The organism is Leclercia sp. G3L (genome assembly GCF_021117075.1).
GTDB lineage: Bacteria > Pseudomonadota > Gammaproteobacteria > Enterobacterales > Enterobacteriaceae > Enterobacter > Enterobacter adecarboxylatus_C.
Window position 1 is genome coordinate 876,347 of record NZ_CP088265.1, and the last position, 18,021, is coordinate 894,367.

At 57.1% G+C, this 18,021-nt stretch carries 17 protein-coding genes; 4 read left to right on the forward strand and 13 right to left on the reverse strand.

Annotated features, from left to right (window positions below; genetic code table 11):
* Positions 1-51: 51 nt before the first annotated feature.
* The 4 genes from pspG to LRS40_RS05580 form a co-directional block, all read right to left on the reverse strand.
* Positions 52-294, reverse strand: a complete 243-nt coding sequence (gene pspG, locus LRS40_RS05565) for an envelope stress response protein PspG (RefSeq protein WP_142487850.1) — start codon at positions 292-294, stop codon at positions 52-54.
* A 142-nt stretch (positions 295-436) separates the two neighbouring features.
* A complete protein-coding gene (gene dusA / locus LRS40_RS05570) occupies positions 437-1,432 on the reverse strand; it encodes a tRNA dihydrouridine(20/20a) synthase DusA (RefSeq protein ID WP_142487849.1) in 996 nt (331 codons plus the stop codon).
* 80 nt (positions 1,433-1,512) lie between these two features.
* Positions 1,513-2,823: a conjugal transfer protein TraF gene (locus LRS40_RS05575; protein WP_231313292.1), complete on the reverse strand. Its 1,311-nt coding sequence runs from the start codon at positions 2,821-2,823 to the stop codon at positions 1,513-1,515.
* Positions 2,824-2,986: 163 nt separating this feature from the next.
* On the reverse strand, positions 2,987-3,475 hold the full coding sequence (locus LRS40_RS05580) for a cupin domain-containing protein (RefSeq protein WP_156262688.1): 489 nt from the start codon (positions 3,473-3,475) through the stop codon (positions 2,987-2,989).
* Positions 3,476-3,587: 112 nt separating this feature from the next.
* Here LRS40_RS05580 and zur point away from each other — a divergent pair, with 112 nt between their 5' ends.
* Positions 3,588-4,103, forward strand: a complete 516-nt coding sequence (gene zur, locus LRS40_RS05585) for a zinc uptake transcriptional repressor Zur (RefSeq protein WP_032615974.1) — start codon at positions 3,588-3,590, stop codon at positions 4,101-4,103.
* Between the two features lie 69 nt (positions 4,104-4,172).
* Here the strand turns inward: zur and LRS40_RS05590 are convergent, their stop codons facing one another.
* The 4 genes from LRS40_RS05590 to LRS40_RS05605 form a co-directional block, all read right to left on the reverse strand.
* The gene (locus LRS40_RS05590) at positions 4,173-4,382 is read right to left on the reverse strand and encodes a CsbD family protein (protein ID WP_032615972.1); all 210 of its coding nucleotides are present in this window, start codon (positions 4,380-4,382) and stop codon (positions 4,173-4,175) included.
* 141 nt (positions 4,383-4,523) lie between these two features.
* Positions 4,524-5,843 (reverse strand): MATE family efflux transporter DinF, encoded by a 1,320-nt coding sequence (gene dinF, locus LRS40_RS05595; RefSeq protein WP_231313293.1) that lies wholly within the window; start codon positions 5,841-5,843, stop codon positions 4,524-4,526.
* A gap of 63 nt (positions 5,844-5,906) precedes the next feature.
* Entirely contained in the window at positions 5,907-6,515 is a 609-nt protein-coding gene (gene lexA / locus LRS40_RS05600; RefSeq protein WP_032615967.1) for a transcriptional repressor LexA, read from the reverse strand.
* A gap of 109 nt (positions 6,516-6,624) precedes the next feature.
* Positions 6,625-6,993 (reverse strand): diacylglycerol kinase, encoded by a 369-nt coding sequence (locus LRS40_RS05605; protein ID WP_142487845.1) that lies wholly within the window; start codon positions 6,991-6,993, stop codon positions 6,625-6,627.
* Positions 6,994-7,148: 155 nt separating this feature from the next.
* Between LRS40_RS05605 and plsB the strand changes: the two genes are divergently transcribed.
* Positions 7,149-9,569: a glycerol-3-phosphate 1-O-acyltransferase PlsB gene (gene plsB / locus LRS40_RS05610; protein WP_231313294.1), complete on the forward strand. Its 2,421-nt coding sequence runs from the start codon at positions 7,149-7,151 to the stop codon at positions 9,567-9,569.
* 88 nt (positions 9,570-9,657) lie between these two features.
* Here plsB and ubiA read toward each other — a convergent pair whose 3' ends face one another.
* From ubiA to malK, 5 genes are all read right to left on the reverse strand, one after another.
* Complete coding sequence (gene ubiA, locus LRS40_RS05615; RefSeq protein WP_231313295.1) at positions 9,658-10,527, reverse strand: 4-hydroxybenzoate octaprenyltransferase; 870 nt, start codon at positions 10,525-10,527, stop codon at positions 9,658-9,660.
* 12 nt (positions 10,528-10,539) lie between these two features.
* Positions 10,540-11,037, reverse strand: coding sequence for a chorismate lyase (gene ubiC, locus LRS40_RS05620; RefSeq protein ID WP_142487842.1), 498 nt, complete (start codon positions 11,035-11,037; stop codon positions 10,540-10,542).
* 181 nt (positions 11,038-11,218) lie between these two features.
* Positions 11,219-12,181, reverse strand: a complete 963-nt coding sequence (gene malM / locus LRS40_RS05625; protein ID WP_142487841.1) for a maltose operon protein MalM — start codon at positions 12,179-12,181, stop codon at positions 11,219-11,221.
* Positions 12,182-12,294: 113 nt separating this feature from the next.
* Positions 12,295-13,602, reverse strand: a complete 1,308-nt coding sequence (locus tag LRS40_RS05630) for a maltoporin (protein WP_231313867.1) — start codon at positions 13,600-13,602, stop codon at positions 12,295-12,297.
* Positions 13,603-13,673: 71 nt separating this feature from the next.
* Positions 13,674-14,783, reverse strand: a complete 1,110-nt coding sequence (gene malK / locus LRS40_RS05635; protein ID WP_142487840.1) for a maltose/maltodextrin ABC transporter ATP-binding protein MalK — start codon at positions 14,781-14,783, stop codon at positions 13,674-13,676.
* A 369-nt stretch (positions 14,784-15,152) separates the two neighbouring features.
* On the opposite strand from malK, the gene malE reads away from it, so the two are divergent.
* Positions 15,153-16,343, forward strand: coding sequence for a maltose/maltodextrin ABC transporter substrate-binding protein MalE (gene malE / locus LRS40_RS05640; RefSeq protein ID WP_106993919.1), 1,191 nt, complete (start codon positions 15,153-15,155; stop codon positions 16,341-16,343).
* A gap of 120 nt (positions 16,344-16,463) precedes the next feature.
* On the forward strand, positions 16,464-18,008 hold the full coding sequence (malF, locus tag LRS40_RS05645; protein ID WP_142487839.1) for a maltose ABC transporter permease MalF: 1,545 nt from the start codon (positions 16,464-16,466) through the stop codon (positions 18,006-18,008).
* Positions 18,009-18,021 lie beyond the last annotated feature (13 nt).

Here is an 18,021-nt window from a genome sequence, read left to right on the forward strand (position 1 = left end):
TAAGCAATGCTGCCGTAAAAGTTGCAAGGATGTGACGAACCACTCAATACCTTAGTAACGAAAGCGGTTATTGCGCTGATAGCGTGGGATTTTTGGCGATTTAATCGCCCGTATCGCCCACACCACCGCCACGGCCAGCAGCAACCACGGCAGCAGTTTCAGCATCAGGGCAAACAGTCCGCCGATAAACATCACCACGGTAGCGACCACCAGTGCGGCAACAATACCCAGCAGTGAGACGCCGGTGACCAACAGCATGACAAAAAATCCAATCACAAAAAGTAGTTCCAGCATGGCTCTCTCCCGAATGCATCACAACGATACGCTGCTATCACCATTACAAGATCCGTGCCAAAAATTAACCCATTGATATAAAAAGAAAACGCCCGGCAATGCTGCGCCGGGCGTGGTGAATTTGACGAACTTTTAGTGAAAATTATCGCTTGTCTGCCACCAGACGCAGCGCCTGCTCCAGCACCTCGATATCGGCGCCCGCCTTATGGGCGTTTTCACTCAGGTAGCGGCGCCACTGGCGCGCGCCCGGGATCCCCTGGAACAGACCCAGCATGTGGCGGGTCACATGGCCCAGATAAGTACCATTGCTTAGCTCGCGCTCAATGTAGGGGTACATCGCCCGCACCACCGCCACCGGATCGCGATCGGCGGCATCCATACCAAAGATTTCGCGGTCCACCGCTGCCAGCACGCCCGGGTTCTGGTACGCCTCGCGCCCTACCATGACGCCATCCATATGCTGTAAATGCGCTTTCGCCTCGTCAAGAGACTTGATGCCGCCGTTGATCGACATGGTCAACTGCGGGAAATCGCGCTTCAGCTGATAAACGCGTGGGTAATCCAGCGGCGGGATCTCACGGTTCTCTTTCGGGCTCAGGCCAGAGAGCCAGGCTTTGCGGGCATGGATGATAAACATCTCGCACTCGCCCTTGCCGGCCACCGTGCCGATGAAGTCACAGAGAAATTCATAGCTGTCCTGCTCGTCGATGCCGATACGGGTTTTGACCGTCACCGGAATGGAGACCACATCGCGCATCGCTTTCACGCAGTCGGCCACCAGCTGCGCATTACCCATCAGACAGGCGCCAAACATGCCGTTCTGCACGCGATCGGACGGGCAGCCGACGTTGAGGTTAATCTCGTCGTAACCGCGTTCCTCTGCCAGCTTCGCACAGCGCGCCAGCGCGGCCGGATCGCTGCCGCCAAGCTGCAACGCCACCGGATGCTCCTCTTCGCTGAAGGCGAGATAGTCGCCCTTGCCATGAATAATCGCCCCGGTGGTCACCATCTCGGTATAGAGCAGGGTATGACGCGACAGCTGGCGCAGGAAGTAGCGGCAGTGTCTGTCTGTCCAGTCGAGCATCGGCGCGATGGAAAAACGGTGAGCAGGATAGAGGGACGAGTTTTCTGACGACATGGCGAAGTTTTAAGCATCTGCTGAAAATGGGGCGCTACTATAGCACATATTCGCCGGAGGCAGAGCGCCTCCGGATCCCGTCAGAAGGTGACGCTGAATTGCGCCCCGGCACCCCAGGTTTCATCCTCGCCGTAAATGCCGGTTAAATCGATATGCACGGTATTGAAGGGGGCAAAGCCAAAGCCGCCGGTGAAGACGTTACTGTCGTTGCCCTTCACGTCCCCGCGAAAGCCGCCGCGCACCGCCAGCCAGCCCAGCAGGGACACTTCTGCCCCCACTCCGACATACTGCGAGTCTTCTTCACTCCTGAAGCCCCGGGTTTTGGTCAGATCGCCATCGGCGCTGAGGGTGAGCAGGCCGGTATGCCAGGCCACCCCTGCCGTGACCAGAGGGCGGATCTGGTACGTGTCCTGATAGCTCACCTCCTGCCCGGTACGCCCGTGGAGAATGCGAATATCGTTGGTATCAATATCCCGTGAGAACAGGTTCTGCCCGCTCAGGCCGACCGTCCAGTTTTCACCGAAGTCGACCGCGACGCCGACATCGACGTTAAAACTGGTATCGTCATTGCGGTTACGACTGCTGTTAAAATCGCTGCTGTCGTAGGTATAGATGGAGGTGGTGTAGTTGTAGAGCCAGGTTTGCTGCAGTTTTGGCGTCACGCCGACCGAGACCGGCAGGCCGTTGAAATCAAACTGGCGGGCAACCGCCACGCCGTAGTCGGAAACGATCGCCGCCCTGCCCATGGCGACGGAATTCAGGTTGCGGGTAATCACGTCGCTGCCGTTCCGGGCCGCCCCCTGCGCCATCTGGTTAGTCATGCCCGCGTTGCCCTGCAATCTGCGCAAGAACGCAATGTCCTGCTGATCGATCTCCGAGCTGATGCGCGCGTGAGCATTGGCCTTAGCGACAAACGCCAGCGACAGCCCCGAACCCGGGATGCTGACGGCTATCCCTGCCCCCGCGTTGCCGTGGGCGGTTTTTCCTTCGAGGAACTCCAGCTGATCGGCCAGATTGCCCGCGGCTCCCTGAAGCTCACTGAGCGTTCCCTGCGGATCGGCCAGGATCCGCGCCACGGTCAGATCGTCGATCATCTCCCGATCGGCCCTGATCTCATCGCTGATCTCATCGATCTTGTCCTGTAGATTGTCTTTATCGCTAATCTGCGCCCCCACCGAGGGGAATATAATGGCGACGTCGTCTTCTGCTTTGGATTTTGCCAGCAGGGCCGGGTTGATCAGCACCCCGCTGCTATAATGCGCCGACGCAACGCCCGTTCCACCCATTGCATCGCCGCGTGCTTCCGTCCAGGTATTTGCTGCTCCAGCCTGATTAGCCAAAAGAATACCGGTGGCAATTCCCGCCACAGAAAATTTGAATTTTATTTTCACAGGACACCTGACTTATTTTGGGTGAATAAACCCCGGCGGCTAAATACCGCGCAGGGGCATACGTCCTTTGTGAAAAAAGTATGAGGAGCCGAATTTATCTAAACTTTAGTATTAGATTAAGTTATTGATTTCCTTATTTCTTTAATATGTATAGAACAAGAAATTACTTTTGCCCTGGTTTTCCGTCATGAGGACCAAAAAATTGCGGGGGATGATCGATCCAGCGATCTTCACGCGTGGCGGCATATACCGCATTCAGCGGATAATAAATTCGGTTATGTTTTTTATTCGCCTCTCCCACCACTAATAACCGCACTTCTTCACTGGTATTATTAATAAAGGTGTGGCAGACGCCCGTCCCGGCAGGAAAACCGACGCTGTCTCCTGGCTCCAGTTTCCATAAATAACCGTTTATCCAGGCTTCGGGATAACCCTCGAGCACAAAGATGAACTCCTCTTCATCGCTTTCGGCATGCGGGTACGAAGTACGGCGCCCTGGCGGGAGGCGCTCATGATGGATACCGAGGCGGCCCAGCCCCAGCGCACGGGCCAGCGGCGCGCCAATGGAGAAACGCTCTGTGCTGTCGGGATAGGTCGAGTTGTCGGCGCCTTCTACTTCGCGCCAGTGTCGAATGCAGTCCGGTCTTTTCATCTTTTCACCCCCAGTGGTTTTTCGTCAGGGTAGCACACCCGGTGGATCTCGGCGTTTAGGTCAGAACATGGTAAACTGGCGGTTTGTTATTCCACGTCATTCGAGGTGCAAAATGGAAACGACCACAATGCAGGCACTGTTAGCGCAAGCCGAAAAGCTGTGCGCGCAACGCAATGTGCGCCTGACTCCGCAGCGCCTTGAAGTGTTGCGTCTGCTGAGCCTGCAAAACGGGGCCATCAGCGCCTACGATCTGCTCGACCTGCTGCGCGAGAGCGAGCCTCAGGCCAAGCCGCCTACCGTCTATCGGGCGCTCGATTTTTTACTCGAGCAGGGCTTTGTGCATAAAGTGGAGTCAACCAACAGCTACGTGCTGTGCCATCTGTTCGATCAGCCGACCCACACCTCAGCGATGTTTATCTGCGACCGCTGTGGCAGCGTGAAGGAAGAAGGCGCTGAAGGGGTGGAAGATATCATGCACACTCTGGCCGCGAAGATGGGCTTTGCCCTGCGCCACAACGTGATTGAAGCACACGGCCTGTGCCGCAACTGCGTTGAAGTGGAAGCCTGTCGCCATCAGGAGGATTGTCAGCACGATCACTCCATCCAGCTGAAGAAAAAGCCGCGCTGAGGGCAAAAAAAGGGGCGACCTGAAAGGTCGCCCTGGGCGTACATCCGTGTACCTGCGGGTATAGGTTAATTACCAGCGATAGTTGTTACGGGTTTCCCAGTCACCAACCTCTTTCTCCGCCTGGTCTTTCTCATAACCATAGCGTTCCTGAATTTTACCCACCAGCTGGTCACGTTTACCTTCAATGACGGTCATATCGTCATCAGTCAGGTCGCCCCACTGTTCTTTCACTTTACCTTTAAATTGCTTCCAGTTACCGCCGACTTGGTCTTTATTCATCATCGATTCCTCTTCGTTCGGTCGTTAAGGTTAAGTTCGTCCTGAAATACGTTTCGTGCTGGACGTGATAATAATTATAGATAAGCCTGCGGCGTTGGGTTTGTTATTCGGAATCTTTTACCATTCAGTCGGGTGAAGCCGCTATGAAAACCAGCTGCCGTTGCGCCAGTGCCGGTGCCAGATCCAGGCCAGAGAGAGCCCCCGCAGGGCAAGAAACACGCACAGAGCCAGCCACAGGCCATGATTACCCAGCCACGGCAGGGTGAACAGCGTCAGGCCAAAGCCGGCGGCCGCTACGGCCATGCTGTTGCGCATCTCTGCCCCGCGGGTTGCGCCGATAAACATCCCATCCAGCAAATAGCACCAGACGCCCACCACCGGTAAAACCACCTGCCAGATAAGATAGTGGCTCGCCAGCGCGCGTAGTTCGGGCAGCGAAGTCAGCAGGGCAATGATCCGATCGCCTGCCAGGGCGTAAACGAGCGCGAAGGCGAGCGCCACCAGGCCGGACTGACGGCAGGCCGCCCGCCACACTTCCCGCAGCTGGCCGCTTTCCCGTGCGCCATAGGCCTGCCCGGAGTGGGCCTCAACCGCGTAGGCGAAGCCATCCAGCGCGTAGGCGGTAAAGGTCAGCAGGGTCATCAGCACGGCGTTGACGGCGATAATCTCCGGCCCCAGCCGCGCGCCCATTACCGTCAGCGCCCCGAAACAGAGTTGCAGCAGCAGCGAGCGCAGCATGATGTCGCGATTGAGGGCCAGCAGTTTGCGGATGTTGCCCCGCCAGCTCGCTTTCAGCAGCGCCAGCGAAATACCGCGCAGGGCCAGCACCCGCCAGACCATCCATAAGCCGATCAGCAGGGTGGCGTACTCTGCGATAGCGGTCGCCAGCGCAGCCCCCTGCACGTTCATCTGCAGGCCCATCACCAGCCAAAGATCCAGCACGATGTTGAGCAGGTTCCCCACTACCAGCAGGATCACCGGCGCCCGGGCATACTGCACCCCCAGCAGCCAGCCGAGCAGCACCAGGTTAGCCAGCGATGCCGGGGCGCTGAGCCAGCGGATCTCCAGGAAGCGCCTCGCCTGATGAAGAACGGCCTCGCTGCCGCCAACGATATGCAGCGCCAGATCGATGAGCGGTGTGCGCAACAGCACAATCAACAGACCGGCACCGAGGGCCAGGATCAGCGGCTGCACCAGCGCGCGGGCCAGACGCAACGGATCCTTCGCGCCATAGGCCTGGGCAGTAAGCCCGGTGGTACTCATGCGCAAAAAGAGCAGCAGCATAAACAGGAAGCTGGTTGCCGTCGCGCCGATGGCGACACCGCCCAGATAGACGGGCGAATCGAGATGACCAATGACAGCCGTATCCACCAGCCCGAGAAGAGGGACGCTGATATTGGAGACGATCATGGGAAGTGCAAGACGCCACAACGCCTTGTCTGAAGCAGTCAGGAGAGACATGAAAATGTTCGCCGGAGGCAGGAAAAGCAGACTGCGACAGGGTCGCAGTCTGTCAGAAAGGCGTTATAACCACTCACCGTTGCGGATGACGCCAACCGCAAGACCTTCGATGGAGAAGTTATTTTCACGCAGGTCGACAACAATCGGGGAAAACTCGCTGTTTTCCGGCAGCAGCTGCACGGTGTTGCCCTGCTTTTTCAGTCGCTTAACGGTGACTTCATCATCGATACGCGCCACAACCACCTGACCGTTACGCACGTCCTGCGTTTTGTGTACTGCCAGCAGATCGCCATCCAGAATACCGATGTCTTTCATCGACATGCCGCTTACGCGGAGCAGAAAGTCTGCGCTCGGTTTAAACATGCCCGGATCGACCTGATAGTGGCCTTCAATGTGCTGCTGCGCCAGCAGCGGTTCCCCGGCGGCGACGCGGCCGACGAGCGGAAGGCCCTCTTCGGCTTCAACCAGCAGGCGAATACCGCGAGACGCTCCGGAGACAATCTCAAGCACACCCTTACGCGCCAGTGCCTTAAGGTGCTCTTCGGCGGCATTTGGAGAACGGAAGCCCAGACGCTGCGCGATTTCTGCACGCGTCGGCGGCATACCCGTCTGGCCGATATGATCCCGAATGAGATCAAACACCTCTTGCTGCCTGGTCGTTAACGCTTTCATTCCGCCCCCTGGGTGTATATACAGTTATGCTGTGAGTATATACAGCTAAAGGTGATTTTGGAACCACAAACCGCATAAAAAACCAGAGACTTGTTCGGTTTCTGAAGGCTTATCGTAAATGTCCCCAAAGCAGCGTGACCCAGGTAAACAACGCAACGATAATCGCCATCAACACCGCGGCAGAACCCATATCTTTTGCCCGGCCCGAGAGCTCGTGAAAGTCAGTGCCGATACGGTCGACCACCGCCTCGATCGCACTGTTCAAAATTTCGACTATCATCACCAACATCACCGAGCCAATCAGTAATACGCGAGTGATGGGATCAACATCCAGCCAGCAGGCAATAATAATCGCCGCGACGACAGCAACCCCCTCCTGGCGAAATGCGGCTTCATTGATCCAGGCAGCACGGATGCCTTTCCATGAATAGCCGGCAGCTTTAATGATTCGGGTTAACCCAGTGGTATTATTGGCCATTAAAAGAAACCTTTCTTCGAAAATAGCGTCAGAAACGGTGGTTTAAGCGCCTGGCGCAGCCACCGGAAGTATGACGGGTAACAACAGAAATTTTGCGCGCTTTCTGTTATCCTTGCGCCGCAATTGCATTTTTAACCAGAGGCTTTACATCGTTTATGTCTGGCTGGCCACGAATTTACTACAAATTACTTAATTTACCATTAAGCGTCCTGGTAAAAAGCAAGTCTATTCCGGCGGTTCCCACGCTGGAGTTGGGACTCGATACCTCGCGTCCTATTATGTACGTTTTGCCTTATAACTCGAAGGCCGACTTGCTGACGCTGCGCGCCCAATGCCTGGCGCACGATCTTCCCGATCCGCTGGAGCCGCTGGAGATCGACGGCACTCAGCTGCCGCGCTACATCTTTATCCACGGTGGCCCTCGCGTGTTCACCTGGTACACGCCGAAAGAAGAGTCGATCAAGCTGTTCCATGACTACCTCGACCTGCACCGCAGCAACCCGCTGCTGGACGTGCAGATGGTGCCCGTATCGGTCATGTTTGGCCGTCGTCCGGGGCGTGATAAAGGCGAAGAGAATCCGCCGTTGCGCATGCTTAACGGGGTGCAGAAATTTTTCGCCGTCAACTGGCTCGGCCGCGACAGCTTTGTCCGTTTCTCGCCGTCAGTCTCACTGCGCCGCATGGCCGATGAGCACGGTACGGATAAGACCATCGCCCAGAAGCTGGCCCGCGTGGCGCGCATGCACTTTGCCCGTCAGCGTCTGGCCGCGGTAGGCCCGCGCCTGCCCGCACGTCAGGATCTGTTTAACAAGCTGCTGGCCTCGAAAGCGATCGCCCGCGCCGTCGAAGACGAAGCGCGCAGCAAAAAAATCTCCCACGAGAAGGCGCAGCAAAACGCCATCGCCCTGATGGAAGAGATTGCGGCCAACTTCTCCTACGAGATGATCCGCCTTAGCGACCGTATCCTGAGCTTTACATGGAACCGTCTCTATCAGGGGATCAACGTGCACAACGCCGAGCGTGTGCGCCAGCTGGCCCACGACGGCCATGAGATTGTTTATGTGCCCTGCCACCGCAGCCACATGGACTACCTGCTGCTCTCGTATGTGCTCTATCACCAGGGGCTGGTGCCGCCGCACATCGCTGCGGGTATCAACCTCAACTTCTGGCCGGCTGGCCCGATCTTCCGCCGTCTGGGTGCGTTCTTCATTCGCCGTACCTTTAAAGGCAATAAGCTCTACTCTACCGTGTTCCGTGAGTATCTGGGCGAGCTGTTCAGCCGCGGCTACTCTGTGGAATATTTCGTGGAAGGCGGCCGTTCCCGTACCGGGCGTCTGCTCGATCCGAAGACCGGCACCCTGTCGATGACCATTCAGGCGATGCTGCGTGGCGGTACGCGTCCAATCACTCTGGTGCCGATTTACATCGGTTACGAGCACGTGATGGAAGTGGGTACTTACGCCAAAGAGCTGCGCGGCGCCACCAAAGAGAAAGAGAGCCTGCTGCAGATGCTGCGCGGCCTGAGCAAGCTGCGCAACCTTGGTCAGGGGTATGTTAACTTCGGCGAACCTATGCCGTTGATGACTTATCTCAATCACCGTGTGCCGGAGTGGCGCGAGTCCATCGATCCGATCGAAGCGGTGCGTCCGGCCTGGCTGACGCCAACGGTGAACGCCATAGCCGCCGATCTGATGGTACGTATTAACAACGCCGGGGCGGCCAACGCCATGAACCTGTGTTGTACCGCTCTGCTGGCCTCTCGCCAGCGCTCGCTCACCCGTGAACAGCTGACCGAGCAGCTCGACTGCTACCTGAACCTGATGCGCAACGTGCCGTACGCGGCAGATGCCACGGTACCGACCGCCAGCGCCAGCGAGCTGATCGAGCACGCGCTGCAGATGAACAAGTTTGAGGTCGAGAAGGACACCATCGGCGATATCATCATTCTGCCGCGCGAGCAGGCGGTACTGATGACCTACTACCGCAACAACATTGCGCATATGCTGATGCTGCCGTCGCTGATGGCGGCCATCATCACCCAGCATCGCCAGATCACCCGTCAGGCGCTGCTGGAGCATGTCACCGCCCTCTACCCGATGCTGAAAGCCGAGCTGTTCCTGCGCTGGGACAACGACGAGCTGGCAGAGGTGCTGGATAAGCAGATTGAAGAGCTGACCCACCAGGGACTGATTTCGCAGAAAGATGACCTTCTGCTGATCAACCCGTCCCGGGCACGCACGCTGCAGCTGCTGGCGGCGGGCGCACGCGAAACCGTGCAGCGCTATGCCATTACCTTCTGGCTGCTGAGCGCCAACCCGTCGATCAACCGCGGGACGCTGGAGAAAGAGAGCCGCACGCTGGCACAGCGTCTGTCGATGCTGCACGGCATCAACGCGCCGGAGTTCTTCGATAAAGCGGTCTTCAGTTCGCTGGTGTTGACGCTGCGTGACGAGGGCTACATCAGTGACAGTGGTGATGCCGAGCCGGAAGAGACGATGAAGGTGTACCAGATGCTGGCGGACCTGATTACCTCGGACGTGCGCTTAACGATTGAGAGCGCGACGCAGGGGGAATAAAAAACGCCCGGTGGCGCTAACGCTTACCGGGCCTACAGGGTTTGCCAGATCGTAAGCCGGGTAAGGCGAAGCCGCCACCCGGCTTTTTTTATGCCCAGTAACTCGCCGCCAGGCCTAAAAACAACACCAGCCCCACATAGTTATTGTTCAGAAACGCTTTAAAACAGGCGTCGCGCTCGCGGTTGGCGATAAGCTTTTGCTGGTAGATAAACAGCACCCCTGCCGCCGCGACCGCCGCGTAAAAGACCCCGTTCAGCTGGTTCAGATAACCAATCGCCACCATCAGCCCCAGCACCGCGACCTGCAGAATCCCGATGATCAGCTTGTCCTGACGCCCAAACAGAATGGCGGTGGATTTGATGCCGATCTTCAGGTCATCGTCCCGGTCGACCATCGCGTACTGGGTATCGTAGGCCACCGCCCAGAGGATGTTGGCCAGGAACATCAGCCAGCAGCTCAGGGGCACGCTTTCGCTGACGGCGGCAAACGCCATCGGGATCGACCAGCCAAAGGCGGCACCCAGCACCACCTGCGGCAAATGGGTGTAGCGCTTCATAAACGGATAGACCCAGGCCAGGGCCAGCGCTGCTACGGAGAGCAGAATGGTCATGGTATTCAGGGTCAGCACCAGCAGGAACGAGAGCAGGACCAGCACTACAAACAGCGTGCGCGCCTCTTTCTCGGTGACATCGCCGCTCGGTAGCGGACGATTAGCGGTGCGTTTCACATGGCCGTCAAACTTACGGTCGGCATAGTCGTTGACGACACAGCCTGCCGCGCGCATTAACCAGACGCCCGCCACAAACACCGCCAGGATCCACAGCGGCGGCAGCCCGGGGGTCGCCACCCACAGCGCCCACAGGGTCGGCCACAGCAGCAGCAGCGCACCAATCGGCTTGTCGGTTCGCATCAGGCGGTGGTACGCCAGCAGCTTGTTCTGCGTCAGACTCCACTCCATTTTCTCTTCCTCTTAGTACAACGGCGACGCCGGTAAAAACAGCTCGGTCAGCATCAGGGGTTTACCACTTAAGCGCAGGCGGGAACGGCGTCCCAACAGCCCGGCATCGCGACCAATCTCAATAAAATCTCGGGTAAGCTCGGAGGAGGTAAACAGATAGCGGCCCAGCGGGGTTTTGCCCATCTGCTGCAGCGCCAGCTCCGGCCCGGTGAGGGTGGATTCAGGCACCACGGTGCGTCCGGCCAGCCACGGCTCGCCGTCGGCACAGAGCAGGATCTCCCGCAGCCAGTAGCGTGCCTCTTTCGGCAGTAATGGCAGTTCGTCCGCTACCGCATCAGGCGTGACAAATCCCTCCTGAATGAGGGTGACGGTAACCTTTTTGCCCTGCTGCTCAAAACGTTTGGTCATGGAATCTTCCAGCAGCAGCCAGTCGAGCTGCTCCGGTTCCAGCGCAGGTATTTCGTCAAAATAACGCAGCGCGCGCAGGAGCAAAAGCGCGGGGTGTGACATGCCAGACTCTCCGATACATAACGTGAAGCTATTGTATCGCAGAAACGCGGAATGGGGGCGGGCAAACGTGAACTAGCGAACATTATCGCAACAGAGGTGCAACAGCGGCAGAGATCGCAAAAAAAGTGCGCCCGCAAGGGCGCACCAAACTACTGACAAAATCAGCACTGTGGGGAGACGGTCACCCCTTGCCTTTTACACTGCTGATAAAGGTGGAACGGGCAGTGGTCGAGCCTAAACGCTCGGCTTCATCAAGGAGTTTCAGCGCCTTGTCGACATCGCCTTTATCTACTGCCTGTTTAATGGCCTGATTGAAGTAGGTTTCGGTGTCGTTAAGCACCGGCTCGCTCTTCTTCGCGGCGACCGGGGCAGCGACAGGAGCAGCAGCGGTGGCAGGTGCTGCGGCTGGCGCGGCATAGACCGGGGCAGGTGCTGCGGTGTTACCCACGGTGACCGGGCCCGGGCCGGAGGAGCCAAACAGTGGGCCGACCAGCACGCTGGAGGCGCTGTTGGTGGAGACTTTCAGCTTCAGCTCACCATCAGTGACGTGACGGGCAAGCGGGTCCGGAATATCCGGTACGGCATTGCCGGTGCCTTTGGCATAGGCTTTTGCCGGGTTGATAAGTTTGGTGGTTTTTTGCAGATCGCTATCGGTGGTAAACACCAGCACATAGAGTTTTTGCTGGCCCAGCGCAGGCGTCAGGCGCATGACCCCTTCCAGGCGGTCGGCGCTCATGACGCCCGGCTCCTGATAGGTGAAGTATTCGCTTGGGAAGTAGGCCGATGGCGTCAGGTTCTGATCCAGTATCAGCACGTTCGGTGCGAATACGCTGGTTTGTTTGTTCACTTCACTGGTCAGCGTAAGCGTGATTTCACCGATATTAGCCGGCACGCTGTAGGCTGCCACCGGGCCGGTGATGCCCGCCACATTCAAGGACTGGCCGCCGGTTGAAAGCTGGGTGGTCTGGGCTTTGGACTGATCGACAGGTGTCCAGACTAACTGTTGCAACGCGGCAGCCGGGACAGCAGGCGCGGCGCTGGTGTTTTGCGGTACAAAATTAACGTTGGCGAGCGTGATGGCTGGAGCACCTGCCAACAACCCTGCGGAGAGGCACAGCGCGACGAGACTTTTCTTCATTTTCATTGTTTTTACCTCAGATAGCATAAGCACTGCGGTGGCCAGGCAATAGCGCGCAGAACTCTATGAAAAGAGGGGCTTGCGCCCCTCTTTCAGGTCAATACATCAGATACTACGTATTACCACCAGATTTCCATCTGGGCACCGAAGGTCCACTCATCGTTGTCGCCACGGCTGAAGGTTTTCGCAGAGGTGTCGTTATACGCTACGCCAGAGGTGTAGCCAGTGTCGCCGTTGTTTGCGTAACCCCATTTCTCATCCCACTTGGCGTAGGTTGCGAAGACGCGGATAGCCGGACGAGACCAGATGCTGTCGCCTGCCTGCCACTGTTGCGCCAGGGTAATTTTGTACTGGCTGTTGGTGTCGTCAGTTTTCTGAGACTTAACGTTGTCGTAGCCCACTTCCAGCAGGGTGGACATGATTGGTGTCCATTTGAACATTGGACGAACGCCGACGGTCCACCACTCGGTACCGTTGTTGTTGTCGCGGTCGATGTTCTGGTACATACCGACGTACATCAGATCCCACTGGTCAGCCAGGGTGACAGCACCGTGGTCGAGAACGCGGATCAGAGAACCGTCGTTGTTCAGGCTCGCACCCTGCGGGATACCTTTACCGTTAGAGGTCATGGAATCCGTAGCGTACTGAACCACAAACTTGTTGAAGCCTTTCAGCATGCTCTGGGTATGTTCAGCGGTGAACATCCAGCCATCTTTAGAGGCGCCAGGCTGCAGGTAGTAGTCGTCAGGAATGTTGGTGTGACCGTAGTCAACGCCCAGCTCCAGGGTACCGCCTGGGTTGATTTCCATACCGGCTAAACGAACGTCGAAGACATCGTTCGGCACGAGATTGTCATAAACACGGTCGCCGTCTCCATTAATATCGGCGAAGGTCGCAGAACCGCCGGACTCAGAAGAGCGGGTCGCTGCCAGAGAGAGTTTACCGAAGCCCAGATCGATGTTTTCGATACCGGCACCAGGACCTGAAATATCCCAGTAGTAGAAGTCGATCATGTGTACGTCATGACGCTGATAGAAGCGCTTACCGGCCCAGATGGTGGAGCCTGGCAGCCATTCAATCAGGTTTTTACCCTGCACGTTAGCTTCACGGAAGGCCGGGCTGGTTGCTTCCCAGTCGTTCTGCTGTGAAACGGAATACGCTACGTTGGTGTCGAAGTAGAAGCTCTTGTCGCCCTCTTTCCACACTTCCTGGCCAAGTTTCAATTCAGCATAGGTTTCACATTCGTTACCAAGACGGTATTTACTTTGTGCACCTGTTGCCTGGAAACACTGCTGTTCGCCACCACTCCCGGTCCAGCCAATGCCAGAACGAGCATAACCTTTAAAGTCTACAGCGCCGGCCTGGGCAGACAGGATGCCTGCCGCAATGGCGACCGCCAGAGGGACTTTGCGCAGAGTAATCATTATTCTATCTCCTGAGATCATTGCTTTTCTTTGAACACTTCACCTGATGGTTTCGTGCTTATTATTGGGATTCCTTAAACGCCTGGCTCCTGGTGCAGCCGACGACATGCAGTGCCATCTTCCCGGAAGAGATGGCAGCGCTCTGGCGGCAAGCCGATAGCGAATGTGGCACCCTCTTTTACCAACACCACGTCATTCTGGCGGTACACCAGGTTCTGACGAATGGCGGGGATCTGGATATGAATCTGTGTTTCATGACCAAGTTGCTCAACCACCTGAACCTCGCCTTCCAGCGTCACATCAGCGATGTGGCTCGGCAGCAGATGCTCAGGGCGGATCCCGAGGGACATGTTCGCCCCCACGTTGACGTTTGCACTGTCTACCGGTAACCACACCTGCTGGCGGTTCGGCAGTTCAACCTGAACCTGTTCAATGGCGGTGGCGGTGACTTTGACCGGCAGGAAGTTCATCTTTGGCGAGCCAATAAAGCCCGCAACAAAGCGGTCTGCCGGGTAGTGATAGAGTTCCAGCGGTTTACCTACCTGCGCCACGCGACCGGCATCCAGCACCACAATCTTGTCGGCCAGAGTCATCGCTTCGACCTGATCGTGGGTGACGTAAATCATGGTGCGGCCCAGACGCTTGTGCAGGCGGGAGATCTCAATACGCATCTGCACGCGCAGCGCGGCGTCGAGGTTCGACAGCGGCTCATCGAGCAGGAACACGCGCGGTTCCGCCACCAGCGTACGGCCAATCGCCACACGCTGACGCTGACCACCGGAAAGTGCCTTCGGCTTACGCTCCAGCAGGTGCGCCAGCTGCAACACTTCGGCAACCTGGGTCACACGCTGGTTGATGGTCTCTTTTTTGGCGCCGGCCAGCTTCAGGCCGAACGACATATTCTCGGCAACGGAGAGATGGGGATAGAGGGCATAAGACTGGAATACCATCCCGACGCCGCGTTCCGCTGGCGGGATATCGTTCATCCGGGTATCGCCAATCATCAGATCGCCGCTGGTGATCGTTTCCAGACCGGCAATCATGCGCAGCAGTGTGGATTTACCGCAGCCTGACGGGCCCACAAAAACCACGAATTCGCCTTCCTGGATATCGAGATTGATATCTTTCGACACCACTACGTCACCCCAGGCTTTCGTTACGTTACGCAGTTCTACGCTCGCCATGCCCTACTCCCTTCGTTACAACCTGTCATCGACAGAAACATTCAATATGGGCTGACTATGCGGTATCGCGCGGCACCGCGAATCCTCCACCCCCTGCCTTTTTTATGGGGGAGGAGGCGGGAGGATGAGAGAGAGGACTCAGCCAGCGCGACCCGGGGGCTGAGGCTAAATTCGTGATGTCACTGGCAAAATTCAGCGTACTTTTATGTGCGCTGGGACACATAACTCAATTTTATGCAACGCAGATCACATAAAACGGGGGTGGGGCGTAGGGGACGGGAGGATGGAAAGAGGATGTCAAATAAGGAGACTGAGCGACGTTGAACCACCTCATGTATCCACAGCACATCACCAAAAAGGATGGCAGATATGAATATCAAGACTGGCGCACGCGTTTTCGCATTGTCCGCCCTTGCAGCAATGATGATCTCCGCTCCGGCGCTCGCCAAAATTGAAGAAGGTAAGCTGGTAATCTGGATTAACGGCGACAAAGGCTACAACGGCCTGGCCGAAGTGGGTAAGAAATTCGAGAAAGACACCGGCATCAAAGTCACCGTTGAACACCCGGACAAACTGGAAGAGAAATTCCCGCAGGTTGCGGCGACCGGCGACGGCCCGGACATTATCTTCTGGGCGCATGACCGTTTCGGTGGCTACGCACAGTCTGGTCTGCTGGCGGAAGTCTCTCCGGATAAAGCCTTCCAGGACAAGCTGTTCCCGTTCACCTGGGATGCCGTGCGTTACAACGGCAAGCTGATTGCTTACCCGGTCGCGGTTGAATCGCTCTCCCTGATCTACAACAAAGACCTCGTACCGAACCCGCCGAAAACCTGGGAAGAGATCCCGGCTCTGGATAAAGAGCTGAAGGCGAAAGGTAAGAGCGCGCTGATGTTCAACCTGCAAGAACCGTACTTCACCTGGCCGCTGATTGCTGCCGATGGCGGCTACGCGTTCAAATTTGCTGACGGCAAATATGACGTGAAAGACGTCGGCGTGGACAACGCAGGCGCGAAAGCGGGTCTGACCTTCCTGGTTGACCTTATCAAGAACAAACAGATGAACGCGGACACCGATTACTCCATCGCCGAAGCCGCGTTCAACAAGGGCGAAACCGCGATGACCATCAACGGTCCGTGGGCGTGGTCCAACATCGACAAGAGCAAAATCAACTACGGCGTTGCGGTGCTGCCAACCTTCAATGGCAAGCCGTCTAAACCGTTCGTTGGCGTGCTGAGCGCCGGTATCAACGCCGCCAGCCCGAACAAAGAGCTGGCGAAAGAGTTCCTGGAAAACTACCTCCTGACCGATCAGGGTCTGGAAGAAGTGAACAAGGATAAACCGCTGGGTGCCGTGGCGCTGAAATCCTTCCAGGAAACGCTGGCGAAAGATCCACGCATCGCCGCCACCATGAGTAACGCCGAGAAAGGCGAAATCATGCCGAACATCCCACAGATGGCTGCCTTCTGGTATGCCACCCGTACTGCGGTGATCAACGCCGCCAGCGGTCGTCAGACTGTGGATGCTGCGCTGAAAGATGCTCAGGGTCGTATTACCAAGTAGTAAGTAACAGCGGCGGGTGGCGCTTCGCTTACCCGCCCTACAACTACGGTTCGAACCGTAGGTCAGGTAAGCGGAGCGCCACCTGACAATAAGTTTTCACAGTTGTAGAGGAAGATCCCCATGGATGTCGTTAAAAAGAAACACTGGTGGCAAAGCGACACGCTGAAATGGTCAGTGATTGGTCTGCTGGGCTTGCTGGTGGGTTACCTTATTGTTGTAATGTACGCCCAGGGGGAGTACCTGTTTGCCGCCATGACGCTGATCTTAAGCGCCGTCGGCCTCTATATTTTTGCGAATCGTAAAGCCTACGCCTGGCGCTATGTCTATCCGGGCGTGGCCGGGATGGGGCTGTTTGTCCTGTTCCCGCTGATCTGCACCATCGCCATTGCCTTCACCAACTACAGCAGCACCAACCAGCTCGCGCAAGAGCGCGCCCAGCAGGTGCTGATGGATCGTTCCTATCAGGCCGGTAAGACCTTCAACTTTGGCCTCTACCCGTCCGGTGACGAGTGGAAGCTGGCCCTGACCGACGATGCCGCGGGCAAATACTACGTTTCCGATGCCTTTAAATTTGGCGGCGAGCAGAAACTGGCCCTGAAAGAAGCGGACGCGCTGCCGGAAGGGGAACGCGCTAACCTGCGTGTTATCACCCAGAACCGCCAGGCGCTGACCCAGGTGACCGCCGAGCTGCCGGATGAAAGCAAAGTGATCATGAGCTCGCTGCGCCAGTTCTCCGGCACACGTCCGCTCTACACGCTGGGCGATAACAGCACGCTCACCAACAACCAGACCGGCGTGAAGTACCGCCCGAACAATGAGATTGGTTTCTACCAGTCCGTCAATGCCGACGGTAACTGGGGCGACGATAAGCTCAGCCCGGGCTACACCGTGACCATCGGCTGGGACAACTTTACCCGCGTCTTCACCGACGAAGGCATTCAGAAGCCGTTCTTCGCCATCTTCGTCTGGACCGTGGTCTTCTCGATACTGACCGTGATCCTGACCGTAGCCGTCGGCATGGTGCTGGCCTGCCTGGTCCAGTGGGAAGCGCTGAAAGGGAAAGCGATTTACCGCGTCCTGCTGATCCTGCCCTATGCCGTGCCGTCGTTCATCTCGATTCTGATTTTCAAGGGTCTGTTCAACCAGAGCTTTGGTGAAATCAACATGATGCTGAGCGGGCTGTTTGGCATCAAGCCGGCCTGGTTCAGCGATCCGACCACCGCCCGCACCATGATCGTTATCGTCAACACCTGGCTTGGCTATCCGTACATGATGATCCTGTGCATGGGGCTGCTGAAGGCGATCCCGGATGACCTGTACGAAGCCTCGGCGATGGACGGTGCGACCCCGTTCCAGAACTTCTTTAAGATTACGCTCCCGCTGCTGATCAAGCCGCTGACGCCGCTGATGATTGCCAGCTTCGCCTTTAACTTTAACAACTTCGTGCTGATTCAGCTGTTGACCAACGGTGGCCCGGACCGTCTCGGCACCACCACGCCAGCCGGTTATACCGACCTGCTCGTAAGCTACACCTACCGTATCGCCTTCGAAGGCGGCGGCGGCCAGGACTTCGGTCTGGCGGCAGCGATTGCCACCCTGATCTTCCTGCTGGTAGGCGCGCTGGCGATTGTAAACCTGAAAGCTACTCGCATGAAATTTGACTAAGGAGGGCACTGAT